Origin of the sequence: Bradyrhizobium ottawaense, assembly GCF_900099825.1 — a bacterium.
GTDB classification, from domain to species: domain Bacteria; phylum Pseudomonadota; class Alphaproteobacteria; order Rhizobiales; family Xanthobacteraceae; genus Bradyrhizobium; species Bradyrhizobium ottawaense_A.
In genome coordinates this window covers 1,623,157-1,648,238 of record NZ_LT629693.1, presented here as the reverse complement: position 1 = coordinate 1,648,238, position 25,082 = coordinate 1,623,157, and the positions used below count along the sequence as shown (strand labels likewise).

23 protein-coding genes are annotated in these 25,082 nt (G+C 64.1%); 9 read left to right on the top strand and 14 right to left on the bottom strand.

Annotated features, from left to right (window positions below; all coding sequences use genetic code 11):
• Positions 1-248: 248 nt before the first annotated feature.
• The 4 genes from BLR13_RS07700 (at position 249) to upp (ending at position 4,718) form a co-directional block, all read left to right on the top strand.
• Positions 249-1,145 (top strand): bestrophin family protein, encoded by an 897-nt coding sequence (locus BLR13_RS07700; protein ID WP_074825784.1) that lies wholly within the window; start codon positions 249-251, stop codon positions 1,143-1,145.
• A 340-nt stretch (positions 1,146-1,485) separates the two neighbouring features.
• The gene (locus BLR13_RS07695; protein ID WP_074825786.1) at positions 1,486-2,733 is read left to right on the top strand and encodes a GTP cyclohydrolase II; all 1,248 of its coding nucleotides are present in this window, start codon (positions 1,486-1,488) and stop codon (positions 2,731-2,733) included.
• 8 nt (positions 2,734-2,741) lie between these two features.
• Positions 2,742-3,986, top strand: a complete 1,245-nt coding sequence (locus tag BLR13_RS07690; protein WP_074831798.1) for a URC4/urg3 family protein — start codon at positions 2,742-2,744, stop codon at positions 3,984-3,986.
• 102 nt (positions 3,987-4,088) lie between these two features.
• Positions 4,089-4,718: a uracil phosphoribosyltransferase gene (upp, locus tag BLR13_RS07685; protein WP_074825787.1), complete on the top strand. Its 630-nt coding sequence runs from the start codon at positions 4,089-4,091 to the stop codon at positions 4,716-4,718.
• Between the two features lie 14 nt (positions 4,719-4,732).
• Here upp and BLR13_RS07680 read toward each other — a convergent pair whose 3' ends face one another.
• Both BLR13_RS07680 and BLR13_RS07675 read right to left on the bottom strand, forming a co-directional pair.
• Positions 4,733-5,221 (bottom strand): deoxycytidylate deaminase, encoded by a 489-nt coding sequence (locus BLR13_RS07680; RefSeq protein ID WP_283806846.1) that lies wholly within the window; start codon positions 5,219-5,221, stop codon positions 4,733-4,735.
• Between the two features lie 99 nt (positions 5,222-5,320).
• Positions 5,321-6,226 carry a hypothetical protein gene (locus BLR13_RS07675; RefSeq protein ID WP_244525115.1) on the bottom strand — a complete coding sequence of 302 codons (906 nt, stop codon included), beginning with the start codon at positions 6,224-6,226 and terminating at the stop codon, positions 5,321-5,323.
• Positions 6,227-6,283: 57 nt separating this feature from the next.
• Here BLR13_RS07675 and BLR13_RS07670 point away from each other — a divergent pair, with 57 nt between their 5' ends.
• Positions 6,284-8,641: a xanthine dehydrogenase family protein molybdopterin-binding subunit gene (locus BLR13_RS07670; protein WP_083387629.1), complete on the top strand. Its 2,358-nt coding sequence runs from the start codon at positions 6,284-6,286 to the stop codon at positions 8,639-8,641.
• Positions 8,642-8,651: 10 nt separating this feature from the next.
• On the opposite strand, the gene BLR13_RS07665 is transcribed toward BLR13_RS07670, so the two are convergent.
• Positions 8,652-9,710 carry an alpha/beta hydrolase family protein gene (locus BLR13_RS07665; protein ID WP_349532613.1) on the bottom strand — a complete coding sequence of 353 codons (1,059 nt, stop codon included), beginning with the start codon at positions 9,708-9,710 and terminating at the stop codon, positions 8,652-8,654.
• A gap of 100 nt (positions 9,711-9,810) precedes the next feature.
• Here BLR13_RS07665 and BLR13_RS07660 point away from each other — a divergent pair, with 100 nt between their 5' ends.
• Positions 9,811-10,995, top strand: coding sequence for a CaiB/BaiF CoA transferase family protein (locus tag BLR13_RS07660; protein ID WP_074825792.1), 1,185 nt, complete (start codon positions 9,811-9,813; stop codon positions 10,993-10,995).
• A gap of 107 nt (positions 10,996-11,102) precedes the next feature.
• Here BLR13_RS07660 and BLR13_RS07655 read toward each other — a convergent pair whose 3' ends face one another.
• From BLR13_RS07655 to BLR13_RS07610, 10 genes are all read right to left on the bottom strand, one after another.
• Positions 11,103-12,101, bottom strand: a complete 999-nt coding sequence (locus tag BLR13_RS07655) for an ABC transporter ATP-binding protein (RefSeq protein ID WP_074831801.1) — start codon at positions 12,099-12,101, stop codon at positions 11,103-11,105.
• An 11-nt stretch (positions 12,102-12,112) separates the two neighbouring features.
• The gene (locus BLR13_RS07650; RefSeq protein ID WP_074825793.1) at positions 12,113-13,093 is read right to left on the bottom strand and encodes an ABC transporter ATP-binding protein; all 981 of its coding nucleotides are present in this window, start codon (positions 13,091-13,093) and stop codon (positions 12,113-12,115) included.
• A complete protein-coding gene (locus tag BLR13_RS07645) occupies positions 13,093-14,010 on the bottom strand; it encodes an ABC transporter permease (RefSeq protein WP_074825794.1) in 918 nt (305 codons plus the stop codon). The genes BLR13_RS07650 and BLR13_RS07645 overlap by 1 nt, the downstream gene beginning before the upstream one ends.
• A complete protein-coding gene (locus tag BLR13_RS07640; RefSeq protein WP_074825797.1) occupies positions 13,976-14,935 on the bottom strand; it encodes an ABC transporter permease in 960 nt (319 codons plus the stop codon). The genes BLR13_RS07645 and BLR13_RS07640 overlap by 35 nt, the downstream gene beginning before the upstream one ends.
• Positions 14,936-14,956: 21 nt before the next feature.
• Complete coding sequence (locus tag BLR13_RS07635) at positions 14,957-16,753, bottom strand: peptide ABC transporter substrate-binding protein (protein WP_074825799.1); 1,797 nt, start codon at positions 16,751-16,753, stop codon at positions 14,957-14,959.
• Positions 16,754-17,019: 266 nt separating this feature from the next.
• Positions 17,020-18,438 (bottom strand): M20 family metallopeptidase, encoded by a 1,419-nt coding sequence (locus BLR13_RS07630; RefSeq protein WP_074825801.1) that lies wholly within the window; start codon positions 18,436-18,438, stop codon positions 17,020-17,022.
• A gap of 120 nt (positions 18,439-18,558) precedes the next feature.
• Positions 18,559-19,314: a GntR family transcriptional regulator gene (locus BLR13_RS07625; protein WP_074825802.1), complete on the bottom strand. Its 756-nt coding sequence runs from the start codon at positions 19,312-19,314 to the stop codon at positions 18,559-18,561.
• Positions 19,304-20,278, bottom strand: a complete 975-nt coding sequence (locus BLR13_RS07620) for a Gfo/Idh/MocA family protein (protein WP_074825804.1) — start codon at positions 20,276-20,278, stop codon at positions 19,304-19,306. Before BLR13_RS07620 ends, BLR13_RS07625 begins: the two co-directional genes overlap by 11 nt.
• Positions 20,275-21,165 (bottom strand): NAD(P)-dependent oxidoreductase, encoded by an 891-nt coding sequence (locus BLR13_RS07615; RefSeq protein ID WP_074825806.1) that lies wholly within the window; start codon positions 21,163-21,165, stop codon positions 20,275-20,277. The genes BLR13_RS07620 and BLR13_RS07615 overlap by 4 nt, the downstream gene beginning before the upstream one ends.
• The gene (locus tag BLR13_RS07610) at positions 21,166-22,128 is read right to left on the bottom strand and encodes a Bug family tripartite tricarboxylate transporter substrate binding protein (RefSeq protein WP_074825808.1); all 963 of its coding nucleotides are present in this window, start codon (positions 22,126-22,128) and stop codon (positions 21,166-21,168) included.
• 160 nt (positions 22,129-22,288) lie between these two features.
• Between BLR13_RS07610 and BLR13_RS07605 the strand changes: the two genes are divergently transcribed.
• Positions 22,289-22,684 (top strand): carboxymuconolactone decarboxylase family protein, encoded by a 396-nt coding sequence (locus BLR13_RS07605; RefSeq protein ID WP_143039782.1) that lies wholly within the window; start codon positions 22,289-22,291, stop codon positions 22,682-22,684.
• Positions 22,685-22,719: 35 nt separating this feature from the next.
• Positions 22,720-23,610: an amidohydrolase family protein gene (locus tag BLR13_RS07600; protein ID WP_074825812.1), complete on the top strand. Its 891-nt coding sequence runs from the start codon at positions 22,720-22,722 to the stop codon at positions 23,608-23,610.
• Positions 23,611-23,711: 101 nt separating this feature from the next.
• On the opposite strand, the gene BLR13_RS07595 is transcribed toward BLR13_RS07600, so the two are convergent.
• Positions 23,712-24,161 carry a cupin domain-containing protein gene (locus tag BLR13_RS07595; protein WP_074825813.1) on the bottom strand — a complete coding sequence of 150 codons (450 nt, stop codon included), beginning with the start codon at positions 24,159-24,161 and terminating at the stop codon, positions 23,712-23,714.
• Positions 24,162-24,300: 139 nt separating this feature from the next.
• On the opposite strand from BLR13_RS07595, the gene BLR13_RS07590 reads away from it, so the two are divergent.
• A complete protein-coding gene (locus BLR13_RS07590; protein ID WP_074831802.1) occupies positions 24,301-25,062 on the top strand; it encodes an SDR family NAD(P)-dependent oxidoreductase in 762 nt (253 codons plus the stop codon).
• Positions 25,063-25,082: the final 20 nt, after the last annotated feature.

Sequence of the window (25,082 nt, the reverse complement as noted above, 5' to 3'; positions counted from 1 at the left end):
TCACGCTATCATATTGATTTCCATGGACAATTTGTCCTCTGTCACTGGACAAAATGTCCATGGACCACGTGAGTTTGAATCTTTAAGTCTTTGAGATTCCGATCGTCTGCCGGAGTGGCGCGGCTGTTGCTTTGCGCGCGCGATAGGGTTCGCGATCAAGCGCGGCGACCGAAAGGGACAATCCAGGTAACGATCATGCAGAAACGAGATGACAGCGCCGAAAGAGCGAGGCTTTCGCGGAAGCCGACATGATCGTTCGTTCCAAGCCCAGCTTCAAGGATATCGTATTTGCGGTCAACGGCTCGATCCTGCCGCGGATCACGCCTCAACTCATGACGATTGCACTCGTCAGCGTGATCGCCATCTTCGCCGCACGAGAGCATCCTGGCATCTTCGCGCGGATCAGCGCCATTCCCTTTACCTTGATCGGGATTGCACTGTCCGTCTTCATGAGTTTCCGAAACAACGCCTGCTACGCCCGCTGGTGGGAGGGCCGGGAGCTTTGGGGCGAATTGATCATCGCCTGCCGGTCGTTTGCGCGTCAGGTCTCCACGTTGGAGGACGACGATCGGCGCTTTCTTCTCCGCGGCTTGTGCGGCTTCACCGCCGGACTGGCGGCCCGCCTGCGGGGCGAAGACGAACTGGTGGCGATCAAGCATTGGTGCGATATTGGCGCTGCTTCAGGCAGCCCCAACCGAACGGATGCCGTGCTCTATCAGATCGGAAGATATTGCCTGACGCTGGTGCGCCAGGATCGGATCGGACAAATCCACTATTCAGTCCTCGAAGGTCAGATCACCGTACTCTCCAACGTACAGGGCGGATGCGAACGCATCGTATCGACCCCCGTGCCGTTCGCCTATTCCCTGCTGCTGCACCGGACGGCCCTCATTTTCTGTCTGACGCTGCCGTTCGCGCTTGCCGGATCGCTGGACTGGTGGACGCTTCTGCCCGTCCTGCTCGTTGCCTACACCTTCTTCGGACTCGATGCGCTCGGCCATCAACTCGAGGATCCATTCGGGCTGGAGCCCAATGCGCTTCCGCTGGACGCGATGAAGCGAATGATCGAACGCGAGATGCTCGCGCTGCTGGGAAGTCAGGACCTGCCCCCGCCGATCGAACCCCAGAAGAATGTGCTGAAGTGATCCGGCGCAGCGCCCGGTGGATGGCGATGGATCGCGAGCCCGAGCGGCTTCTTGCTGTCCGCGCGTTCGACCCCGCGCGCCGGCGTATCACTATTCCCTGATACCGCCTCGAAATTCCCCGTTTCCCGGGGCAAATGCTGCTTCCAGACCCCATAAATAGCGAGATTCCCTACAAGATTTCGATTCCAGCGGAGACGGGCGCGATCCACCCGTCGCCGGCCGGCGCCACCGCCAAACGCCCGTTGTATTCTGCGGCTATTCCTCCATATTGGAGAATCCTTCGATTGTTACGGCCGGACCCTCCGCTCGGCGGACAATCGGCATCTATTGGTGTGTGACGATGACTCGCTCCAATCGGACTGACCATATCCGGATCACTTCCCACCCGGCGCCGGGCGCGAAGGTTGAATTCCCGATCCACTGGGGCGCAGCGACGGCGCGCGAACGCGGGCCGGTCATCGGCACGGTTTCACGTCCGCAGGACCGTAACGTGATCGGCACCCATAGCGGCTCCTATTCGATCTATCGCGCGCTGGCGGTCTCCTCAGGCGAGCTCGATCCGATCCGGCGTCCTGACCTGACCAATACCCAGCCGGCGGCGGTGATCGGGCCGTTCCCGCAATGGACCGATCCAAACAAGATCGTCTCGCTCGACCCGTGGGGGCATCTCGCCGCGGTAGAATTTTCGAAGCAAATCGCCGAGGGCATCGACATCCGCCCGAGTATCGCCGTCACCCGCGCGCGGCTCGATCTGCCGGAGTTGCAGGCAGCGATCACGGCGGGCCGGCTCAAGCGCGACGGCGATGTCGTTCACGAGAGCGGAAGTGTCTCCGTCGTCAAGATCGCGATCGACCCGGTGTGGTATCTGCCGGGAATTGCGGCGCGCTTCGCCACCACCGAAAATAACCTGCGCCGGCAGTTGTTCGAGCAGACCGCGGGCATGTTTCCCGAACTGGTGACGCGGCCCGACCTTCATGTGTTCCTTCCGCCGATCGGCGGCACCACCGCCTATCTGTTCGGCGATGTCACCAAGCTGCCTGATCATCGCACCCGCATCACCTGCCGCGTGCATGACGAATGCAACGGCTCCGATGTGTTCGGTTCGGATATCTGCACCTGCCGGCCGTATCTGCTGCACGGCATCGAGGAGTGCGTGCGGGCCGGGCAAACAGGCGGGCTCGGCATCATCATCTACAACCGCAAGGAAGGCCGCGCGCTCGGCGAGGTCACCAAATTCCTGGTCTACAACGCGCGCAAGCGGCAGGAAGGCGGCGACGCCGCGGCCCAGTATTTCGAGCGCACAGAATGCGTCGCGGGCGTGCAGGATGCACGATTCCAGCAGTTGATGCCTGACGTCGTGCACTGGCTCGGCCTGAAGCGGATCGACCGCTTCGTTTCCATGAGCGACATGAAGTACGACGCGCTGGTAAGCCAGGGCATCGACATCGTCGAACGCGTGCCGATCCCCGACGATCTGGTGCCGGCGGATGCCCAGGTCGAAATCGTTGCGAAGAAAGCCGCCGGCTATTATTCGCCGGATGAACCGACCCAGCGGGACTTCGTCGGCCGCTCGCTCGACAAATATTGAGCGCGGCGGTGTCTGTCGAAAATCCCGAGACGGCGGCAGCGTTGTCGTTGCTGAACGCCGGAGCGGTTCGCCAGCGCGCCCATCGGCTGCTGGCGATCGGCCTCGAGGACGGGCTTGCGAACTTTCGCATCCACCTCGATCGCATGGACGCGACCGCTGAACTGGTCGCGGAGACCACGCGCAAGGCCTATCCCACGCTGGCGATACCGTTTCATTCGCGCTGGCGGCATTTTGCGATTGACGGTGTCGATCGCTGGATTGAGTTAGCCGACCGGATCGCATGGCCCGATCCGGCGGCGCGGGCCCGTGCCGAATTCGATCTCGCCATGGTCAGCGTCTTCCTCGACGCCGGCGCCGGCCCGTCGTGGCGTTACCGCGATCCCGTCAGCGGATCGGCGATCGGCCGCTCGGAAGGATTGGGACTGGCGAGCCTTGCGATGTTCACGAGCGGCGCCTTCTCGTCCGATCCCAAAGATCCGCTTCGGGCCGATGCCGAGCGGCTTACGAATTTCACCGTGGCCGACCTCGAACGCGGCATGCAGGTCTCGGCGGACAATCCGCTGGTCGGCCTCGATGGCCGCGTGAATTTATTGCGCAGCCTCGGCAGGTTGTCGGCCGCAAAGCCAGGTGTGTTCGGACTCAACGATACGCCGCGGCCCGGCGGGCTGTTCGATCGGCTGGCAAAGCTTGCCGCTGATCGCAGGCTTCCGGCGCCGACAATATTGTCGGAGCTTCTGAAGGAGCTCGGGCCGATCTGGCCGTCGCGGCTGACGCTCGGCGGGATTGCGCTCGGCGATTGCTGGAAGCATCCGATGCTGACGACCGGGGACGCGACCAGCCATCTGATGCCGCTGCACAAGCTCTCGCAGTGGCTGACCTATTCTCTGATCGAGCCGCTGCAGCGCGCCGGCATCGATGTGACCGATATCGACGGGCTGACGGGCCTCGCCGAATATCGCAACGGCGGACTGTTCGTCGATCACGGCGTGCTGACGTTCCGCGACGAAGGTGATGCATCGCGCGAGCACGATGTGGCTTCATCCCTTGTCGTGGAATGGCGGGCGTTGACGGTGGCATTGCTCGATCGCGTTGCCGACGGCGTGCGGCGCCGTCTCGGGCTCGACGCCGACGCACTGCCGCTGGCGAAAATTCTCGAAGGCGGCACCTGGGCGGCGGGCCGGCGGCTGGCACGCGATCGCCGCGCCGATGCGTCGCCGCCAGTAAAGATCGTCAGCGACGGCACGGTGTTTTAGAGCATGATCCGAAAAAGTGGGCACCGGTTTTCCCTCGCGACAAACGCGGAACGCGTTTGCGCGGAGATCATGCTCAAATTTAAAAAGCAGGGATCCTAGGTCATGGAAGGCGTCACGATCGTTAGCCACCCGCTGGTGCAGCACAAGCTGACACTGTTGCGCAGCAAGGACACCTCGACCAAGTCGTTTCGCGAACTCCTCAAGGAGATCGGGATGCTGCTGTGCTACGAGGTGACCCGCGATCTGCCGCTCGCCGATGTCGAGATCGAGACGCCGCTGGCGAAGATGAAATCGCCGGAGATTTCAGGCAAGAAACTGGTGTTCGCGCCGGTGCTGCGCGCCGGCGTCACCTTCGCGGACGGCATGCTCGACCTGGTGCCGACCGCGCGTGTCGCCCATATCGGGCTCTATCGCGAGCCAGAGACGTTCACGGCGGTGGAATATTTCTTCAAGGCCCCGAGCGATCTGCACGAGCGGCTCGTGATCGTGGTTTCTCCCGTGCTGGCGACGGCGAACCTGTCGGTCGCTGCGGTCGACCGGCTCAAGGAGCGGGGCGCCAATGACATCCGCCTGGTCAGCCTGATCGCTTCGCCGGAAGGGATCGAGCGCATGCGCGGCATTCACCCGGACGTTCCGGTCTGGCTCGCCGCCATCGACGAGGGGCTCGACAAGGACGCCTTTATCGTGCCGGGCCTTGGCGACGCGGGGGACCGCGCCTACGGCACCAGGTGACGGGAAGCAACGGCTCAGCTGTTATCGTCGGATACATCCGGCAGCTCTGCGAGCCTCGGAATGAACCGGACGACCACGTTGGCTTCCTTCAGCATCGTGCTGGCGATGGCGAAATCCTGGGCCCAATTGGAGTTCGGACGGTCGAGTTCGTAGCCTATGACCTCCGTGATCCCCGACTGAATGATCGCCTTGGTGCATTCGACGCAGGGAAACCAGGGCACGTAGATCGCGCAGCCCTTCAGCGCGATGCCGATGCGGGCCGCGTTGAAGATGGCGTTCTGTTCGGCGTGGCAGCTCCAGATGTATTTTGCGCCGGTGATGCGGGAGTGACGTTCCTCCACCGCATCGTTCACGCCGCGCGGCAGGCCGTTGAACCCGGTGGAGCGAACTTCATTGTCGGGCCCGACGATGACGGCGCCGACGCGCCGTCCTTTTTCGATGCTCCATTCCGCCAGATGGTGGGCCAGAAGCATGAACCGCTCATCCCATTTGCTGTCTCGCAATTCGGCTCACCCCGACGTTATCGTGCGCTGCAGCATCAAATAGGCCCGGATAACAGTCAAGACCCCGTTAACGGGACGCCGGACCGGTGCACCTGGGAGCTAACGGCGGTCGTATTCGTCCGGTCCCATCGCCCACAGCCACTGGTCGTGGCCGAGGGCGTAGTTGCGGTTGTTCTGTGCCGGATTGCGGTTGACCATCGGCCGCATGAACATCGGATGGGTGGCGCTGCGCACCTCGTGCTCGACCGTGAACAGGTGCTTGCCGCTTGCGAGATCGACGAGGTCGCGAAACCGGTACTGGTACGGGTTGTCCTCGCTGAAGATCAGGTTGCGTTCCGCGAGCCGCCGGTGCGGTCCGGAAAAATTCGTGATGTAGATCTGCACATGGTGGCCGTCGTATTCGCCCTGCGACCGGTCGCTCTCGCGGAACCGCAGATGCTGGCCGTGACCGGTCTTCACGACCGCGACGGGGCGGTCGCCGTTTCGCAGTTCCGCCGGCATTCCCATGATCTCGGGATAGAAGGCACAGATCGCCGGTGCCGTTCCGACCGGCACCTCGAATTCGACATGGGGAATGCCGAGCGTGATGCGCCCGAAACGATCTGCGTCCGGCTCGTAACAGCGCACGCGATTGCCCCACGGACAGATCGCCTCGACGTAGTCGTTATGCTCGGTGAATGCGAACGCCGTGCTTTCGAGCTTTTTGGCGACGGAAGCGAGCCGGTCGAGCAGCGCCGCGCGGCCTTCAATGACCAGTCCGGTATGGCCGCGCAGAACCTGCGCTCTGCCTTCAGGCAGATGAAACTGGCTCTTGCCCACATTGATCCACATGTTGGTGTCGGACACCATCAGATAGGGATCGCGGGTCAGCCCAAGCCCCGTGACGTAAAACAACATCGCCAGCCGCTGATCGGGGACCTGGACGTTGACATGTTCGAGATGGATGGCGTTGCCGAGGTCTTCGGCGGCACGATCGGACGCGGCTCGGGGTATGGATGCAGGCAATCCATACTAGGATAGGGCGACGGACTATTCCAACCATTCAAGGGTACCATTTGAAACATGGCTGCTATTGCCTTCACGGCTACCCAGTTCCATACAACCGGCATGACCGAGCCATTGTTGGGGCGCAGCATCAATCGTCTTGAAGACGCGCGCTTCGTGCGGGGGCGCGGACGTTACATCGCCGATCTGGCGACGCCGAACGCGCTTCACGGCGTTGTCGTTCGCTCGCCGCATGCGCATGCGCGCATTCGCCAGATTCAAGCCGATGCGGCACGCCGGATGCCCGGTGTCGCCGCCGTGCTCACCGGATCCGATCTGGCTGCCGACCATATTGGCCCGCTGCCCTGCGCGGTGACCCAGATCCCGATGACAACGCCGCTGGTGGTGCCGCCCTGTCACGCGCTGGCGCGCGACGTGGTGCGCCATGTCGGCGAACCCGTCGCCTTCGTGGTCGCCGACAGCGCTGAGAGCGCACGCGATGCCGCCGAAGCTGTCGTCGTCGACTACGAGCCGCTGGCGCCGGTCGTCGCGATCACGGCCGCGGTCACGTCGGGAGCCCCGTTAATCTGGCCGGAAGCCAGCGACAACATCGCGTTCCGGTTCAACCGCGGCGAGATCGGGCCGGTGGAAGCCGCGATCGGCCGTGCCGCGCATGTCGTGGAATGCGAACTGGTCAACAACCGCGTGGTCGCGGCACCACTGGAAACCCGCGGCGCGCTCGGGGAGTTCGACGCGTCGAGCGGCCGTCTGCACCTGACAGCCTCCGCCGCCGGTGCGCATGCGATCCGCGATCTGCTCGCCGACTCCGTGTTTCGCATTCCCCGTGAAGCGTTGCGCGTCAGCATTCCCGACGTCGGCGGCGGCTTCGGGATGAAGAACGTGCTCTATCCGGAATGGGTGCTGGTATTGTGGGCGGCGCGCCGCCTCGGCCGCGCGGTCAAATGGATCGGGGATCGCGGCGAGGATTTCGTGGCCTCCGTGCATGGCCGCGATAGCATCATCCGGGCGCGCCTGGCGCTCGATCGCAACGGCCGCTTCCTGGCGCTCGACACACAAGTGCTCGCCAATCTCGGCGCCTATGTCTCGACGGTAGCGCCTGTGGTGCCGACCATGGCGATGGCAAGCGCGATGGGCGGCGTTTACGACATTCCGCTGATCGCATTTCAGGCGCAGGGCGTCTTCACCAACACCACGCCGGTCGACGCCTATCGCGGCGCCGGCAAGCCCGAGTCGAACTATCTGATCGAGCGCCTGATCGACATTGCAGCAGCGCAGCTCGGCATGGAGGCGCTGGCGCTGCGGCGCAAGAACATCGTCAGCCGGTTTCCCTACGCGAGCGCGATGGGGCTGACGGTCGAGCAGGGCAGCTTTGCACACGCGATCGATCACGCGGTCGCTGCGGCGGAAGGATTCAAGGCGCGCCAAAAGAGCTCGCGCGCGAAGGGCCGATTGCGTGGTCTCGGTTATGCCTGCTTTCTCGAAACCGCGCGGGGCCAGCCCAACGAAGTCGCCGAGCTTGGTTTCGGCGAGGACGGCCTGATCGATCTGAAGGTCGGCACGCATTCCAATGGCCAGGGCCATGAAACCACCTACGCCCAGATCGCGGCCCATGCGCTTGGCTTGCCGCTGGAGCGTTTTCGATTTCGGCAGGGCGATACCGACGATCTCGACAGCGGCGGCGGGCATGGCGGCGCGCGCTCCATGCACCAGGGCGGCACCGCACTGCTGATGGCGGCCGAAGGCCTGATCGAGAATGCGCGGCGGCTGGCGGCGCGGCTGCTGCAGACCGGCGTCGATGCCGTCAATTACGAAGCAGGCCTGTTGCGGGTGGCCGCGACCGGGCAGGAGATCAGCGTCGACGAGGTGGCGCGCGTCTCGTACCAGCTGGCGAGCGACGACGTCGCACCCGGCCTGGCGCACAGGGCAACCCATCTCTGCGACCGCTACACCTTTCCCAATGGATGCCATGTCGCCGAAGTCGAGATTGATCCGGCGACCGGCGAGGTGAAACTAGCGCGTTACGTGATCTTCGATGACTACGGCCGCCTGCTCGATCCGCGCCTGACGCTGGGGCAGGTGCATGGCGGCGTGGTGCAGGGCATCGGACAGGCACTATTCGAGCACGCGCTGTACGACGTCGAGACCGGCCAGATCCTTTCGGGATCGCTGATGGACTATGCGCTGCCGCGTGCCGACGATATTCCCTCGTTCGAGGGCAGTCTGACACCTGACTTTCCAAGTAAAGCCAACCGGCTGGGCGTGAAGGGAAGCGGTCAGGCCGGCGCCATTGCCGCGCCCGCCACCATCATGAATGCCGTGATGAATGCACTGACGCCGCTGGGGGTAACGCATCTCGACATGCCGGCGACGCCGTCGCGCATCTGGCACGCGATCGAGGCGGCGCGCTTGCGATAATCCGGTCTGTTCAACGGTTCTCGCCGCCAGCGGCAAGATGATTGCGAAAGAAGCCGACAATGCTGGCGTCGAATTCACGGTGAAAGGCCGTCCGGTCGAAACCGGGCGGATCGGTACAGAAGCGCGGCAGGTTGGCCGCGAGTTGCGGTGAGCATGGCGAAAGAAACGCAAAGTGACCGGCCGGCACGGTGTGAATGTCCGGCTTGCCCGGCAATTCATCGGCGACGCGCGCCGTGCCATCCGGACCCACGCCGCCACCTCCCCGTTCGGACCGCCAGAACTGGAGCGGAATTTTGATAGCAGCCAGATTCTGTTTCGTGAAAGCGATGCTCGCCGAATCCGCAATCACCGCGGCCCGGATACGCGCATCATGCGGCGGGTCTGGCGGTGTTTCGCCGTTGTGAAGTTGCGCGCACGTTCCGGTCGTATCCGTGCAAAATCGTGCGACCCTGCCAAAGTCCGGCTTGGCTCCGGCCAGCACCAGCCCGGTGTAGCCGCCGAATGAAAAGCCGAAAAAGCCTATTCGGGCGGGATCGATCGACGCCTTGTCCTTCCAGTCGTTCAGCATGAAATCGAGCAGGCGAACGATATCTTCCGGGCGTGACGCCCAGGGGGAAAGCGTGTCGCGCTTCGATGAGTCGCTGAAGGTATCGCCGGGATGGTTGATCGCGGCCACGACAAAGCCGGCGTCGGCCAGCGCTTCTGCCGTGTCATGGTGGACCCCGAACCAGCCGCCACGGCCGTGCGAGAGAACCACCAGCGGCAGCTTTGTCCCCACGATGGGACAATCCTTCACGCCTTGAAGCGAATCGGTCCAATCCACCGCAAGACTGCCGAGTGGAACGTTCTGCGGCGCCGCCGCGCAGGGATACCAGATGGCGCCCGCCAAACCAGGGCCGGACTCGAGAAGCTGGATACCGGCGGCACGCGCGGGAGAGCCCAGGCAACAGAGTATGACAGCGTAAGCCCACCACTTCCAAAGCATCAAGGCAGCCCCCATCCGGCAAACGGAATTAGCCTGATAACGACGACAGAACTGTGTCGAAATTGGTTGTGCCGAGCCGGCCATCACGGAAACGCCTGCGAGACCGTGGGAGACGCCAGAATGGTTGACTCGATGTCCTCAATTGGAGAACGCTTCCGTCAAGTAAAACAAAAGGGATGGACTGATGGGGGGAGTTCTGGAGGGCGTGCGCGTCCTGGATTTCGGGCGCTATATCGCGGGGCCATATTGCGCGACCTTGCTGGCCGAATTCGGCGCTGAGGTCATCCGCGTCGAAAAGCGTGACGGCAGCGAGGATCGCTTCGTCGCGCCCGTCGGCGAAGGCGGCGAGGGCGCGCTGTTCCTGCAGATCAACCGCAACAAGAAGTGCATCACGCTCAATCCGATGAAGCCCGAGGGCCAGGAGGTGATGCGCCGGCTGATCGCCACCGCCGATGTCGTCGTCGCCAATCTGCCGCCGCAGACGCTCCAGGCAATGAAGCTCGATTACGAGTCGCTGAAGGCGATCAAGCCGGATATCATCCTGACCACGGCGACCGCGTTTGGCGGGCCCGGCCCGTGGTCCGATCGGGTCGGCTTCGACGGCGTCGGGCAGGTGATGTCGGGCGCGGTCTACATGACCGGCAAAGGCGATCCGCCGTACCGGGCCGCGGTCAGCTGGGTGGACTTCGGAACGGCGCTGCATTGTGCGTTCGGCACGCTCGCGGCGCTGATGGAGAAAGCGAAGTCCGGGCGCGGCCAGATCGTCGAGGGCGCGTTGCTGGCGACCGCGCTCTCCTTCACCAATGCGACGCTGATCGAACAGGCCGTGATCGCGGCCAATCGCGTTCCGACCGGCAATCTCGGCCAGACCGCGGCGCCCATCGACATCTATCGCACGAAGGACGGCTGGGTGTTGTGCCAGGTCACGGGCCACCCGCTGTTCATCCGCTGGGCCAACTTGATGGGCGAGGATCACTGGCTGCAGGATCCGCGCTTCGCCGACGATCTCAAGCGCGGCGAGAACGGTCCCGTGATCAGCGAGCGGATGGCGCGCTGGTGCGCCGAGCGCACCTCGCAGGAGGCGCTCGATACCCTCGGCAAGGCGATGATCCCGGCCGGCCCGGTGCTGAGCCCGCAGCAGGCGCTGGATCATCCGCACATCCGCGCCGCCGGCTTCCTGCAGGAGGTCGATTATCCCGGCTTGCCAAAACCCGCGCCGCTGGCGCGCGCCGCAGTCCGGCTGTCGGAAACGCCCGGCGAGATCGTGACGCGGGCGCCGACGCTGGGCGAGCACACCGATCTGGTGCTGGCCGAGCTCGGCTATGATGCGGCCGCCATCGCAGCACTGCGGGAAAACAGGATCGTGTAGACTAAAAGGAACGAGCCGGATTCGTAGCCCGGATGAGCGTAGCGAAATCCAGGGAGGTGTTAGACGGGTCCCGGATTTCGCTACGCGCATCCGGGCTACGCAAAGCCTTATGCGAGGTGGCACGCCACGAAATGTCCGTCGCTGCCCTGCTTCAGTTCGGGCGCAACTTCGCGGCAGCGGGGTTCGGCGATCGGGCAGCGGGTGTGGAAATGGCAGCCCTTGGGCGGGTTCATCGGGCTTGGCACGTCGCCCTGCAGGCGGATCCGCTTGCGCTTCACCTTGGGGTCCGGCACCGGCACGGCTGACAGTAGCGCCTGCGTGTAGGGATGCTGCGGGTTGCGGTAGAGGTCGCTGGCGCTGGCAAGCTCGACGATGCGGCCGAGATACATCACCGCGACGCGGTCGGAAATATGCTCGACGACGGACAGGTCGTGCGCCACGAACAGATAAGTGAGGTTCAGCTCGGCCTGCAGGTCTTCCAGGAGATTGATCACCTGCGCCTGGATCGAAACGTCGAGCGCCGAAACCGGCTCGTCGCAGACGATGAACTTGGGCTCGACCGCGAGCGCACGCGCGATCACGATGCGCTGGCGCTGGCCGCCGGAAAATTCGTGCGGGTAGCGCCGCATGTGCTCGGGCTTAAGCCCGACCTTGAGAAGCAGGTTCGCGACCCGCTCCTCGCGCTCGCTGGCCGAGGAGGCGAGCTTGTGGATGATGAAGGCTTCGCCGAGGATTGCGCCGACGGTCATGCGCGGATTGAGCGAGGCGAACGGGTCCTGGAATACGATCTGGATGTTGCGCCGCATCGCGCGCAGATCGTCGCCGTCGAGGCTCAGCACGTTCTGCCCGTCGAAGATGATCTCGCCTTCGCTGGGTTCGATCAGGCGTAGCACGCAGCGGGCGGTGGTGGATTTGCCGCAGCCGGACTCGCCGACCAGTCCGAGCGTCTCGCCGCGCTTCACCGCAAAGGAGACGCCGTCCACCGCATGAACGCGCCCGACCTCGCGCGAAAGCAGTCCGCCCTTGACGGCAAAATGCTTCTTGAGATTGGTGACGCGCAGCAGCGGCTCGCTGGTTTCGGGCGCACGCGTCAAAGATTCGCTCATCGGAAGCTCGCTCATGGCACAGCTCCGAGATGGCAGGCCATGCGGTGACCGGGCGCGATCTCGCGCAGCAGCGGTTCCACTTCGGTGCAGATGCTCATGACGTGGCGGCAGCGCGCGGCGAAGCGGCAGCCGGGGGCGGGATTGATCAGGCTCGGCACCGAACCGCCAATCGCCTCCAGCCGGGTCTTGTGCGTGGCGGCGAGGTCGATGCGTGGGATCGAGCGGATCAGGCCCTGCGTGTAGGGATGGCCCGGGCTTTCGAACAGGCTGTCGACGTCGGCCTCCTCGACGATCTTGCCGGCGTACATCACCACCACGCGCTGCGCGGTCTCGGCCACCACGCCCATCGCATGGGTGATCAGCATGACCGCCATGCCGAAGCGTTCCTTCATGTCCTGCAGCAGATCGAGGATTTGGGCCTGGATGGTGACGTCGAGCGCGGTGGTCGGTTCGTCGGCGATGACGAGCTTGGGCTTGCAGGCCAGCGCCATCGCGATCATGACGCGCTGGCGCATGCCGCCCGAGAACTGGTGCGGGTAGTCATGGACGCGGCCGGCGGCATTCGGGAGCTGGACCAGTTGCAGCATCTCGATGGTGCGGGCGAGCGCCTGCTTGCGCGTCACGGCCTCGTGGCGGCGCAGGCTCTCGGCGATCTGCTCGCCGATCGACAGCACCGGGTTGAGCGAGGTCATCGGCTCCTGGAAGATGAAACCGATTTCCTTGGCCCGGACTTCATCCAGTTGATCGCTGGTCAGCGGCACCAGGTCGCGGCCCTCGAAGATGATCTGGCCTGCGACGATGCGGCCCGGCGGCATCGCGATCAGCTTGAGGATCGACATCGCGGTGACGGTCTTGCCGCAACCGGATTCACCGACCACGCACAGGGTCTCGCCCTTGTTGATCGAGAGATCGACACCGTCGACGGCCTGCAGGATGCCGTCGTCGGTGGCGAAGTGGGTCTTCAGGCCCTTGATTTCGAGCAGCGGCGCCATCAGATCACCCGCCGCGCGTCGAGCGCGTCGCGCAACCCGTCGCCGATGAAGTTGATGGCGACGACGGCGATGAAGATCGCCCCGCCCGGGAACAAGGCCCAGTGCGCGGCGATGTCGAGATAATCCTTGGCGTCGTAGAGCAGTCGGCCCCAGGTCGGGGTATCCGGCGGAAAGCCGAGGCCGAGAAACGACAGCGTCGATTCCGCGATGATGGCGGCGGCGACATCGATGGTGCCCGCAATGATGACCGGCCCGAGCGCGTTGGGCAGGATATGGCGGACGATCTGCCGCAACGGACTGGCGCCGAGCGCGCGGGCGGCCTCGACGAACTCCTTCTCGCGCAGCGAGAGGAACTGGGCGCGCACCAGTCGCGCGACCGGCATCCAGCGCAGGCCGCCGATGACCAGAACGATCAGAATGAAGATGCCGCCCTCCGGACCGAAAGCGGCCTTGAGCCCGTCGCGGAACAGGTAGATCAGGAGCAGCAGCAGCGGCAATTGCGGCAGCGAGAGAAAGAGATCGGTGAGCCACATCAGCGCGTGGCCGAGCGCGCCGCGCGACATGCCGGCGAGCGCGCCGATCAGCGTGCCGACGATGACGGACACCGCCATCGCGGCAAGCCCGACCGCGAGCGAGATGCGGCCGCCGTAGATCATGCGGGCGAGAATATCCTGACCCAGATCGTCGGTGCCGAAGGGGTGGGCGAACGAGGGGCCCTCGAGCCGCGCGGTGAAATCGATTTCATTGATGGCGACACGCCAGACGAAGGGGCCGAAGATCACCGCCGCGGCCAGCACCAGCAGCAGCACCGCGCTGACCACGGCGAGCTTGTGGCGGCGATAGCGCCGCCAGGTCTCGCGCCAGGGCGAGTAGCCGCCCCGCTCAGCGGAGCGAGATGCGAGGGTCAAGCCAGCCATACAGCACATCCGCGATCAGATTGAAGAACACCACAAGGCAGGCGAAGACGAAGGTCACGGCCATCACCACCGGCGTGTCATTGGAGAGAATGGAGGAAATCAGCAGAGAGCCGATGCCGGGAATGCGAAAAATCTGCTCGGTGACGATGGCGCCGCCGAACACCGCCGGTATCTGCAACGCGATCAGGGTGACGACCGGGATCATGGCGTTGCGCATCACATGCTTGACGATCACGTTGGCCTGGCCGAGCCCCTTGGCGCGGGCGGTGGTGACGTAGTCGAGCCGGATCACGTCCAGCATGGCCGAGCGCACGAAGCGGGTCATGGAGGCCGCCTGGAACAGGCCGAGCACCATCACCGGCATGATGGCTTGCTTGATCTGTTCGAGCACCCAGTGGATGCCTGTTCCCTTGATGTCGGTCGAATAGACGAAGGGCAGCCAGTCCAGCTTGACCGAAAAAACCAGGATGAACAGCAGGCCGGTGAAGAAGGTCGGCAGCGAAAAGCCGATGAAGGCGAAGGTATTGGCGATCTGGTCGAAGATCGAATACGGACGTGTGGCGGCATAGACGCCGACCGGGATTGCAATCACAAGCGCCAGCAGCTGCGCCGAACCGATCACATAGAGCGTGGTGGGCAGGCGCTGCAGGATGAGGGTGTCGACATTCGCCCGGCTGGCAAAGGAGAAGCCCCAGTCGCCCTGTGCCATCGCCACCAGCCAGTGCAGGTAGCGAAGATAGATCGGATCGTCGAGGCCGAACTTGGCCCGAAGTGCCTGCGCTACTTCGGGCGGTACGTTCGGATTGGTCGCCAGATCGCTAAAGGGATCGCCGGGCGCCAGCGCCAGTACGGTGAACAGAACGAGCGAAATGCCGAGCAGGCTCGGCACTGCGATCAACAGGCGACGCAGGACATACTGACCCATGAGGGAAAATCCCTTCGCCGATTATCCCGTCGCCTCCCGATACCAGTCCTGCAGGTTATCCAGATCGTTGGCCCAACCGCTCATGACCGGGCGCAGCGCGTTGGCGGTCGCGCCGACCTTGACGCGGTGCATCACGGGAATCATGACGCCTTCCTGCCACATCAGGTCGTTGCACTTGATGTAGAGTTCCGCGCGCTTGACCGGGTCGACTTCGGTTTCCGCCGCGTCGATCGCCGCGTCATATTCCTTGTTGACCCAGCGCGGAAAATTCGAGCCCTGCCACTTGTTCTCCTTGGTGGCGACGTAGCGCGAATGATAGCGCCGCATCAGCAGCACCGGATCGGGCTGGGTCATCGGTATCTGGAACATCTCGAGGTCGGCGTAGAAATGCGCATAGGTGTCGGGATTGGCGACGTCGGAGGAGAAGAACACCGAGGCCACGACCGATTTCAGCTCGACGTCGATCCCGGCTTTCTGGCAGGCCTGCTTGACGATCGCCTGGGTCTTCTGGCGCGGCCCGTTGATCGAGGTCTGGTAGAGCAGCTTCAGCTTCTTGCCGTCCTTTTCGCGGATGCCGTCCGCGCCTGGCTTCCACCCGGCATCGTCCAGCAGCTTGCTCGCCTTCTCGACGCTGAATTCCCACGCCGTGTTCTTGGAAACGAAGGGCGCGGGGCCGTTGAGGTAGTTGGCGGTGGTGCGTCCGGCGCGGCCGTAAATGACCTTCTGAATGGCGTTGCGGTCGATGAGGAGCGCCAGGGCCTTGCGCACAGCCAGATCGGACAAGATCGGATGCTTCGTCTTCATCGAGGAACGTTCGCCGTCCACCTCGGTATTGGGGTCGGTGGAGTTGACGGCGATGAACTCGATGTCACCACCGACCGCATAGACGGTCTTGCCCTTGCCGCCCTTTTCGAGCCGCAGCAGGACCTCGTCCTCGACCTGCATGTTCCAGGCATAGTCATATTCGCCGGTCTGGATGATCGCGCGCGCCGCCGAGACGGCATCGCCGCCGCCCTTCAGTTCGATCGTGTCGAAGTGGGGACGGCTGGGCATGTGATAGTCGGGGTTGATCTCGCCGCGGATCAGGTCGCCCGGCTTGAACTCGACGAACTTGTAAGGACCGGTGCCGACCGGCTTGAGATTGTTCGGGGCTTCGCGGGATTTGCCGCCCTTGTACTCCGCGAACAGGTGTTTTGGGATAATGCAGCCATAGGCGCCGACAAAGGCGTTGGCCCAGAACGGCGTCGGCACCTTGAACAGGATGCGAACGGTGAGGTCATCGATTTTTTCGACGGTGGCATCGGCGTAAGTGCCGCCGCTCACCGCTGCAGTCGCGGGATCGGTGGCGTATTCCCAGTTGAACACCACGTCGTCGGCGGTGAACGGCTTGCCGTCGTGCCATTTGACGCCGGGTTTGAGTTTCCAGGTGACCGACTTGGCGTCGGCAGCGAGACCACCGTTCTGGATCGAGGGAATTTCGGCGGCGAGGATCGGGTTGAGATGGCCGTCGACATCCCAGCTTGCGAGCGGTTCATAGAAGATGCGCGACGCGTCCTGGTCCTTGGTGCCGGTGGCAAAATGCGGATTGAGCAGGGTCGGCCCCTGCCACCACAGCAGCTTCAGCGGGCCGCCTCCGCCACGCTTGGTCGGCATGTACGGTGTCGGGCTCTGGGCCATGGCGACGCCGCCGATGGCGAGAATTTGGGTGGCCATGGGGGCGGTGAGGCCGAGGGCGATCATGCGCTGAATGAAGCCGCGGCGATCCATGCGGCCGTCCTTCACCTCGTCGATCATGGTACGCAGTTCGTTATCCAGCATGGTTCCCCTCGTCCGGTTCGCGCCTCGACACGGCGCGCCGCGGGGGTGCGCCGGGTTTGGTTTTGGCAGATGGCAATAGATGGCACACCAAATGCCTCGGAGGTCAACGTCTGGCGCGTGACAATCCAGATCAGGGCGCGTGGATTCTGGTGATCGCTTGGGCAAACGCACGCTGCGGCGCACACCGCTTCGGCAATCCTCCGGTATCCCGGGGCCAAACGCGGTCCAGACTGCAAAAAATTTGTTCGCCGGGCCCTCAGACGAAATCAGCCCAGCGACATGTCCAGCGGCGGCGCGACACTGTCCGGCATCGGGCAGACATAGGGCGTGCGCGCGGTGCGTTTTTTGAGGTCGGCCTTGGCGGCGGCGATCAGGTCCGGCTCGGTCAACGCCTTGATGCCAAGGCCGGCCATCGCCTTTGCGGCCTGCACCATCGCCTTGTGGGCGGCCGGGGTCTTGCCCTGCGCCACCACCTGCCAGGTGTGCAAGGGAGTGCCGATCGCAATCGTCGGGGCATGGACCTGAACGGTCGGTACCACCCAGCTGACGTCGCCCACATCGGTCGAGCCGATTTGCGGATTGCGCTTGGCATCCATCGGAACCAGGAAATCGGCCAGCGGCCGGTCGGTGGGATCCATGCCGATCGTGTAATAGACGCTGGCGATGTCCTTGTCGGATAGCGTCGACTGGATCTTTGCGGCGAACTCCTTGTCGGCCTCGTCGAAATGCGGCGGACCGAGCTCCTGCATGATGCCGTGCAGGGCCTCCTCGAGCGGGGTGTTGAACAGGATGTTGGAGACGGCGGAGATGATCCGCATTTCGACCTTGGTTTCGGTCATCAGCGCCGCGCCCTGGGCGACCTTGTGGACGCGCGCCACCAGTTCGTTCATGCCGGGCAGGTCGCGGGCGCGGATCGAATAGCGCACGCGGGCGTGGGCCTGCACCACGTTGGGGGCAATGCCGCCGGTGTCGAGCACAGCATAATGGATGCGGGCGTCGCTCGGCATGTGCTCGCGCATGTAGTTGACGCCGACACTCATCAGTTCCACGGCATCGAGCGCGCTGCGACCGAGATGCGGCGACGCCGCGGCATGCGAGGTGCGGCCGGTGAAAATGAAATCGGCGCGGGTGTTGGCGAGCGACGGCGTCACCACGACTTCCCAGAAGCTCGACGGGTGCCAGGTGATGGCAATGTCGGCGTCCTCGAAAGCTCCGGAGCGCACCATGAAGGCTTTTGCGGCGCCGCCTTCTTCCGCCGGGCAGCCATAATAGCGCACGCGGCCCGGCATCTTGTTGGCAGCGAGCCAGTCCTTCACCGCGGTGGCGGCAAGCAAGGCGGCGGAGCCGAGCAGGTTATGACCGCAGCCATGGCCATGGCCGCCGGCTTCGATCGGGCGATGTTCCGCCACGCCAGCTTCCTGGCTGAGGCCCGGCAGCGCGTCATATTCGCCGAGGAAAGCGATGACGGGGCCGCCTTCGCCGGCTTCGCCCATCAAAGCGGTGGGAATGCCGGCGACGTTCTCGGTGATGCGAAAACCCTGATGGCGCAGCTCGGCCAAATGTTCGGCCGACGAGCGCGCTTCGGTGTAACACACCTCCGGCATCGCCCAGACCCTGTCGGCGAGGGCGACGAAACGCGGCTTGATGGTGTCGACGCCACGCCAGATGTCACTGCGGTTATCCATCGTCAGATCCCGATCTTGAACTCGATATGAGGATTGCAATTGATATCAGCTTCGCCGGAGCGCGCCTAGCGCTTGCGACGACATCAGCCATGCCGCTCCGTTCAACTCTCGCTGATTTCTCTATACCCGCGGCCGCAGCGAGCGTTGCATGTCCATCGTGTAGGTGTAGCGGCCTTCGGGGTGGGTGGTGACGGTTACCTCGAACAGTTCCTCGCGCTTGCCGTAATAACGGCGTACCATGGTCAGCGCCGGCGACCCGGGCTTGACCTTGAGCGGCTTGGCGAGCTTGGCCGGCAGGCCGCGCGCGAACACTTCGAGCTGGGCATATTCGATGGTCTCGCCGTACATCTTCGCGATCTGCTCATGCACCGGCGTCCGGCCGTGGTCCTTGCGGTCGACGACGCCGGCAAATTTTCGCAGCACGTAGATTTCGGTCCAGCCGAGCGGTGCTGCAAATTCGTCGGAACGGCGGACCGCCTCGATCAGGAACCAGTGCTTGCCGGGTTCGCATTTCAGCATCGCCGCGAGCTTGCGGTCGGCAACGATCTCGCTCGAGCGCACCACCTGACGATAGGTCTCGTTGGAATATCGCAGCCATTCCGTCAGCGACTTGACGCTGTGGGTGAACAGCACCGGCGGCTCGGCGGCGATGACGACGGAGCCTAGGCCGGCGCGGCGCACGATCAGGCCCTGTTCGGTGATGATGCGCAGCGCCTCGCGCACGGTCTGCCGGCTCGCCGCATAGCGCGCCATCAATTCGGTCTCGGTCGGCAACAGGTCGCCGACCGGATATTTGCCGAGCCGGATTGCCTTCTGCAACTCGGCCGCGATTTCGCGGTAGCGTGTGGTCTTGCGGACTTCCTTCTTATTGGCCATCGCACCGCACCGGTTGGCCCGATTTCATCGAGGCGAGGGCGGCCTCGAACGCGGCGAGCGTCGCCAGCACGTCCGCTTCCGGGACTGGATACGGTCGGCTGCCTTCGACCGCGTCCGCAAACGCGTCGAGTTCGGCGCGCAGCACGTTGATGGCCGGAAAGGTGTGTCGCATCGGCTTGCTGCCGGACACGCGCCTGATCAAAGTCGCTTCATCCAGCACCTCGGCAGACCCCTTGGTTCCGAACACATGCACCCGCCAGTAGAACGGCGTTGCCCGGATCGTCGACAGTGTCCCGGTGACGCCATTGACAAAATCCATCATCAGCATGGCCGTGTCCAGCGGCGGAGGGCCCGCCTTGCGAGAATGCAGTTGCGCCGAGATCTGCCGGACCGGCCCGAGCATGCTGACGAAAGCATCCAGCACATGAAGGCCGGCGCCGGTCAGCCCGCCGCCCGGCGATTCAGCTTCCGACAATCGCCAGCCCGCGGTGATGCTTTGTGAATTCTCGTTGCTGTTGTGGCCTTCGATATGGAGCAGGGTGCCCAGCTCGCCGCTAGCGACGATATCGCGCAACGTGCGCAACGAGGGCCAGAAGCGCCGGTTGTGTCCGACCGCCAGAAGGACGCCCGCCTTGCGGCAGGCGTCGAACATCCGCGCGGCGTCGGCGCGATGCAGCGCCAGCGGCTTTTCGCAGAACACCTGCTTGCCCGCAGCGGCGCAGGCGATCACCTGCGCCGGATGCAGCGAATGCGGCGTCGCCAGCAGCACCGCCTTGATCGCGGGATCGGCAAGAACGGCGTCGAGGGTGGGGCCAAAATCCAGATGATGGCGGTTGCAGAACTCCCGCGCCGTATCGACATCGGGTTCGACGGCGCGGATGATCTTCAGCCGGTCGTGGCCGCTGGCGGCTTCCACGATATTGCGGCCCCAGCGGCCGAGACCGACGATGGCGGCGGATATCATCGGGAAACCTCCGGCGAAGGCGGCGCTTGCCGCCGGATCGCCTCGATGACGGCGGCGCTGTCGCTGTCCGGTCCTTCGAGCGCGATGGCCGCGCGCAGCAGATCGGCCTGGGCCTCGGTGATCGTGAGACGCAAACCGCTTTGCCGGGCTTCGTGCAGGATCAATTCGGCGTCCTTCAGGGTTTGCGCGATATGCGATTGCGGCCGAAAATCCCGGCTCAGCATTTTCTCACCCTTGGTGTCCATCACGCGCGAATAGGCCGCGGATTGCTGCGCGGCGGCCAGGAACGCCTGCCCATCCAGCCCCAGCCGTTCCGCAAACACAATGCCTTCGGCGAGCGCCGCCCGGTTATTCTGGAGGATCAGATTGATCGCAAGCTTGGTCCGGCTGGCGTCGCCGATGTTGCCGACGCGCGTGCGCCGCGGACAGAGCACCACCAACAGCGCGTCGAGCGCCGCGATCGCATCAGCGTCGCCGGCGACCAGTGCGGTGGCGGTGCCGTCCCTGACCTCGGTGCTGGTGCCTGAGATCGGCGCCTCGATGAAAGTAAAGCCGGCGTTGGCCGCGCGTGCGGCGATCCGCTCGATCTCGCCGGGCGCGCACGTCGTCGTGCAGATCAGGGGCGGGCGGGCAGGGCTGTTCTCGAACTCGCCAAGCAATGCCTCGACCTGGGCGCCGTCATAGACCGCGATGACGATCGAGCGCGACTTGTCGGCGAGATCGCTGGCCGAAGCTGCCAACTCTCCGCGATTTTCCGTGAACATATCGCATCTGTTCGGGTCGATGTCGAAACCGATCACCGCCAATCCTGCGCCGACGAGGCGCTCGGCCAGCGCAGCGCCCATCAAGCCCAGCCCGATGATTCCGACCGGCGTATCCCCTGACATCTATTTCGCTTCAATGCCGGCGGCTTTGGCTGCTTCGGTCCAACGCGTGATTTCGCTGTTGACGAAGGCGCCGAACTCGGCGGGCGGCATCGTCGACACGATCATGCCGAGGCTTGCCAGCCTCTCGCGGGTCGCCGGCGCCGACAGGATCTTTTCGCTCGCGGCATAGAGCTTGTTGACGATGGGCGCCGGCGTATTGGCGGGCGCCAGCAGCCCGTACCAGATCGTGGCCTCGAAGCCCGGCATGACGTCGGCGAGCGGAGGCAGGTCCGGCGTCAGCTCGTTTCGCGTCGGCGACGTCACCCCGATGCCGCGCAGCGTGCCGCCCTGCATCTGCGGGATCGCCACCGAAAAATCGGCAAAGGCGAGATCGATCACGCCGGCGATCACGTCGGTGACGGCGAGCGGCACGCCGCGATAGGCCGCGGAGACGATCGATATCCCGCCACGGCTCTGCAGTTGCGCGTTTGATATCTGCGACGCGCCGGAGCCATAGCCGGCCGTCATGTTCGGATGGGTTTTGGCGTAGGCCATGAACTGCGGCAGGTCCTTGGCCGGGAAATTGGGATTGACCAGCAGCACCATCGCTGTCGTGACCGTCCGGATGACGGGCGTAAAATCCTTGGCCGGATCGTAGGGAAGGTTCTTCAGCATCGCGACATTGCTGGCCTGGGTGGTGTTGGTTCCCATCAGCAGCGTGTAGCCGTCGGGCTGGGCGCGCGCGACTTCCTGGGCGCCGATGCTGCCGAGCGCGCCACTGCGGTTCTCGATCACGACGGTCTGGCCCAGCGCATCCTGCAACTGCTGCCCGAGCATCCGCGCGACCTGGTCGGGGCCGGCGCCGGCCGGGAACGGCACGATGATCTTGATCTGGCGCGACGGATAATCGTCAGCGGCGTTGGCCTGCGGTGCCACCAGGCCAAGCAGGACGGCGGCGGCAATAATGCCCAAGGACGGTTTCATCGCGTGCTCCCGATATTATCAGCGGGATCTCTCTCGGACCCGTCCAAAACTTTATACGGACAAATGGAGCTGCCGCAAGAACAATGCGGCGAAATGAGCTATCCCTGTTCGACCGAACCTGTATATTTGACCGTATAAATCGTTCACCGGGAGTTGGAACGTGGACACCAGCGAAATGTACGCGCGCGGTTTGCGCCGGCGCAAGGCGATGTTCGGCGAGGCCGACGTCGAGCAACGGATGGCGGCGGCCGGCGAATTCGGCGCGCCGCTGCAGAACATCATCAACGCCTATGTCTATGGCGACGTCTGGGAACGCTCCGGCCTTTCCGGCGACATTCGCAGCCTCGTGATGCTGGGCATCACCGCGGCCAGCGGCAAGCCCGCCGAATTTCGCGTCCATGCCAAGGGCGCGCTGGCGAACGGATGCACCAAAGAGCAGGTGCAGGATGTGCTGCTGCTGGTGGCGATGTATTGCGGCGTGCCGGCGGCGATCGAGACCAATCGGATCGCGGCGGAGATTTTTGGCGAAGCGTCGGCTTCCGACCCTGCGGCCTAAGCCTGGCGCATGCGAATAAAGTTCAGCGAATGCACATGAAGCCTGTACCGACCATCGACGCCCACCATCACATCTGGCGGCTCGCCGATCTGCCCTGGCTCTCCGGACCGCAAGTGCCGCGCATCTTCGGGCCGTACCAGCCGATCTGCCGCGACTATCCGATCTCCGAATACCGCAGCGATACTACCGGCTGCGATATCGTCAAATCGATCTACATCCAGACCAACTGGCCCGCAGGCCAGAGTTTTGACGAGGCGCGGTGGGTGCAGTCGGTAGCCGACGAGGCCGGCTGGCCGCACGCCAACGTTGCGCATGCCGACCTCGCCGATCCCGACGCCGGTTCGTTATTGAAGCGCCTTGCCGACTTGCCGGCGACGCGCGGCATTCGCCAGCAACTGCATTGGCACGAAAATCCGCAATATCGCTTCGCGCCGCGGCCCGATGTCATGAAGGACGCCGATTGGCGCCGCGGACTGGCGCGGCTTTCCGATCACGGCCTGCTGTTCGAACTGCAGATCTTTGCGAGCCAGATGACCGACGGCGCCGAGCTCGCGCGCGCGTTCCCGGATACGATGTTCGTGCTCGAACATGCCGGCATGCTTGAAGACATGTCGCCTGCGGGCTGGCAGGTCTGGCGCGACGGCATGGCCGCACTGGCGCAATGCCGCAACGTCAACGTCAAGCTTTCCGGGCTCGGCACCTTCTTTCATGCCTGCCGCGACGATGTGATCGGGCCGATTGTGAAGGAGACCGTCGCCCTGTTCGGCGCGGATCGTTGTTTCTTCGGCAGCAACTTCCCGATCGAGAAGCTGTGGACGGATTACGGCACCCTGTACCGGACCTTCCGCAACGCCATCACGCATCTCGGCGAGGCCGAGCAGGTCGCCATCCTGCACGACACCGCGGCGCGGTTGTATCGGATCTGAGCGACTAGCTAGCCTGTAGCCCGGATGAGCGCAGCGATATCCGGGACTATTCTAACGTCGCCCCCGGATGTCGCTACGCTCATCCGGGCTACAGGACTTCGCTAATCGTTCGCTTCCGGCGGCAGGAAATTCACCTCATGCTCGGCCGAGATACGGACGATTTCGGCGACGACGGTCAGATTGTGCAATTGGTTGAACAGCGCTTCCAGCTTCTGCGTCGGCGAAACCCAGAACAATGCCCGCGCCGGCTTGTCGGATTTGTTGAAGTAGCCGTGCGGAATGCCGCGCGGCAATCGCGCGAGATCTCCGGCCTTGGCCTGCACCCAGACGCCGTCGAGTTTCAGGTCGAGTATGCCCTCCTGCACCAGGATGAATTCGTCCTGGGTCGGATGGATGTGGACCGGCACGAACTGGCCGGGATCGCTGTTGGTCTCGAACGCAAAGGTCGAGTCGGTGACGGCTTTCGGAAAATAGACCTGGCCCAGGATGTTCCAGGTCTTGCCGGAATAGCCGGTGCCGTTCCGCGTGATGCCTTTTTCGAGCGCCGCCATGTTTTCGATCCCTTACCTGTTGAGGTGACGACGCTAAACCCGGCCCGCCCGCTGTCAAGCGTGGGCGGGAAAGCGACCCTTCCTTGCAAATGCTTGAAGTTTAAAATATATGCTCAAGTGTTCTTTCGAGGGCCAACGGATGTCCAAACTGTCGCGTTCCTCCCATGCGCTCGTCACCGGTGGCGGCCGCGGCATCGGCCGCGCGGTCGCGGCGGCGCTGACAGAGGCGGGGGCGGTGGTGACCATTCTCGGCCGCAATCGGGCGACGCTCGATGAAGCCGTCGCGGCAGGCGCGGCGCAATTCGCCGAAGTGGCTGATGTCGCCGATCAGGCTTCGGTGAAATCGGCGATTGCGGCGGCAGCTCGCCGTCAGCCGATCGACATCCTTGTCGCCAATGCGGGGGCTGCGGAATCCGCACCGTTCGGCCGCTCCGACGCGGCGTTGTTCCAGCGGATGATGGACGTCAATTTCATGGGCGTGGTGCATGCCATGCAGGCGGTACTGCCTGCGATGGTCGAGCGCCGCCAAGGCCGGGTGGTCGCGATCGCATCGACGGCGGGTCTCAAGGGCTATGCCTATGTCAGCGCCTATAGTGCGGCCAAGCACGCGGTGATCGGCCTGGTGCGCTCGCTGGCACTGGAAACGGCGAAATGCGGCGTCACGGTCAACGCCGTCTGCCCCGGCTTCACCGAAACCGACCTGCTCGAAGGCTCGATCGACAACATCATGAAGAAGACCGGCCGCAGCCGCGAGCAGGCGATCGCGGAACTGTCGAAACACAATCCGCAAGGCCAGCTCGTCACACCGCAGGAAGTCGCCGACGCCGTGCTGTGGCTGTGCGGCGATGGCGCTGCCGCGATCACCGGGCAGGCCATCGCGGTGGCCGGCGGCGAGGTCTGAAGCGGCAACAACAATCATGC

What these genes read in the sequence shown, in the direction of transcription:
- BLR13_RS07700 (WP_074825784.1), top strand. Translation starts at nt 249, where the DNA reads ATGATCGTTCGTTCCAAGCCCAGCTTCAAGGATATCGTATTTGCGGTC.
- BLR13_RS07695 (WP_074825786.1), top strand. Translation starts at nt 1,486, where the DNA reads ATGACTCGCTCCAATCGGACTGACCATATCCGGATCACTTCCCACCCG.
- upp (WP_074825787.1), top strand. Translation starts at nt 4,089, where the DNA reads ATGGAAGGCGTCACGATCGTTAGCCACCCGCTGGTGCAGCACAAGCTG.
- BLR13_RS07670 (WP_083387629.1), top strand. Translation starts at nt 6,284, where the DNA reads ATGGCTGCTATTGCCTTCACGGCTACCCAGTTCCATACAACCGGCATG.
- BLR13_RS07665 (WP_349532613.1), bottom strand. Translation starts at nt 9,710, where the DNA reads ATGGCCGGCTCGGCACAACCAATTTCGACACAGTTCTGTCGTCGTTAT.
- BLR13_RS07660 (WP_074825792.1), top strand. Translation starts at nt 9,811, where the DNA reads ATGGGGGGAGTTCTGGAGGGCGTGCGCGTCCTGGATTTCGGGCGCTAT.
- BLR13_RS07655 (WP_074831801.1), bottom strand. Translation starts at nt 12,101, where the DNA reads ATGAGCGAATCTTTGACGCGTGCGCCCGAAACCAGCGAGCCGCTGCTG.
- BLR13_RS07650 (WP_074825793.1), bottom strand. Translation starts at nt 13,093, where the DNA reads ATGGCGCCGCTGCTCGAAATCAAGGGCCTGAAGACCCACTTCGCCACC.
- BLR13_RS07645 (WP_074825794.1), bottom strand. Translation starts at nt 14,010, where the DNA reads ATGGCTGGCTTGACCCTCGCATCTCGCTCCGCTGAGCGGGGCGGCTAC.
- BLR13_RS07640 (WP_074825797.1), bottom strand. Translation starts at nt 14,935, where the DNA reads ATGGGTCAGTATGTCCTGCGTCGCCTGTTGATCGCAGTGCCGAGCCTG.
- BLR13_RS07635 (WP_074825799.1), bottom strand. Translation starts at nt 16,753, where the DNA reads ATGCTGGATAACGAACTGCGTACCATGATCGACGAGGTGAAGGACGGC.
- BLR13_RS07630 (WP_074825801.1), bottom strand. Translation starts at nt 18,438, where the DNA reads ATGGATAACCGCAGTGACATCTGGCGTGGCGTCGACACCATCAAGCCG.
- BLR13_RS07625 (WP_074825802.1), bottom strand. Translation starts at nt 19,314, where the DNA reads ATGGCCAATAAGAAGGAAGTCCGCAAGACCACACGCTACCGCGAAATC.
- BLR13_RS07620 (WP_074825804.1), bottom strand. Translation starts at nt 20,278, where the DNA reads ATGATATCCGCCGCCATCGTCGGTCTCGGCCGCTGGGGCCGCAATATC.
- BLR13_RS07615 (WP_074825806.1), bottom strand. Translation starts at nt 21,165, where the DNA reads ATGTCAGGGGATACGCCGGTCGGAATCATCGGGCTGGGCTTGATGGGC.
- BLR13_RS07610 (WP_074825808.1), bottom strand. Translation starts at nt 22,128, where the DNA reads ATGAAACCGTCCTTGGGCATTATTGCCGCCGCCGTCCTGCTTGGCCTG.
- BLR13_RS07600 (WP_074825812.1), top strand. Translation starts at nt 22,720, where the DNA reads ATGAAGCCTGTACCGACCATCGACGCCCACCATCACATCTGGCGGCTC.
- BLR13_RS07595 (WP_074825813.1), bottom strand. Translation starts at nt 24,161, where the DNA reads ATGGCGGCGCTCGAAAAAGGCATCACGCGGAACGGCACCGGCTATTCC.
- BLR13_RS07590 (WP_074831802.1), top strand. Translation starts at nt 24,301, where the DNA reads ATGTCCAAACTGTCGCGTTCCTCCCATGCGCTCGTCACCGGTGGCGGC.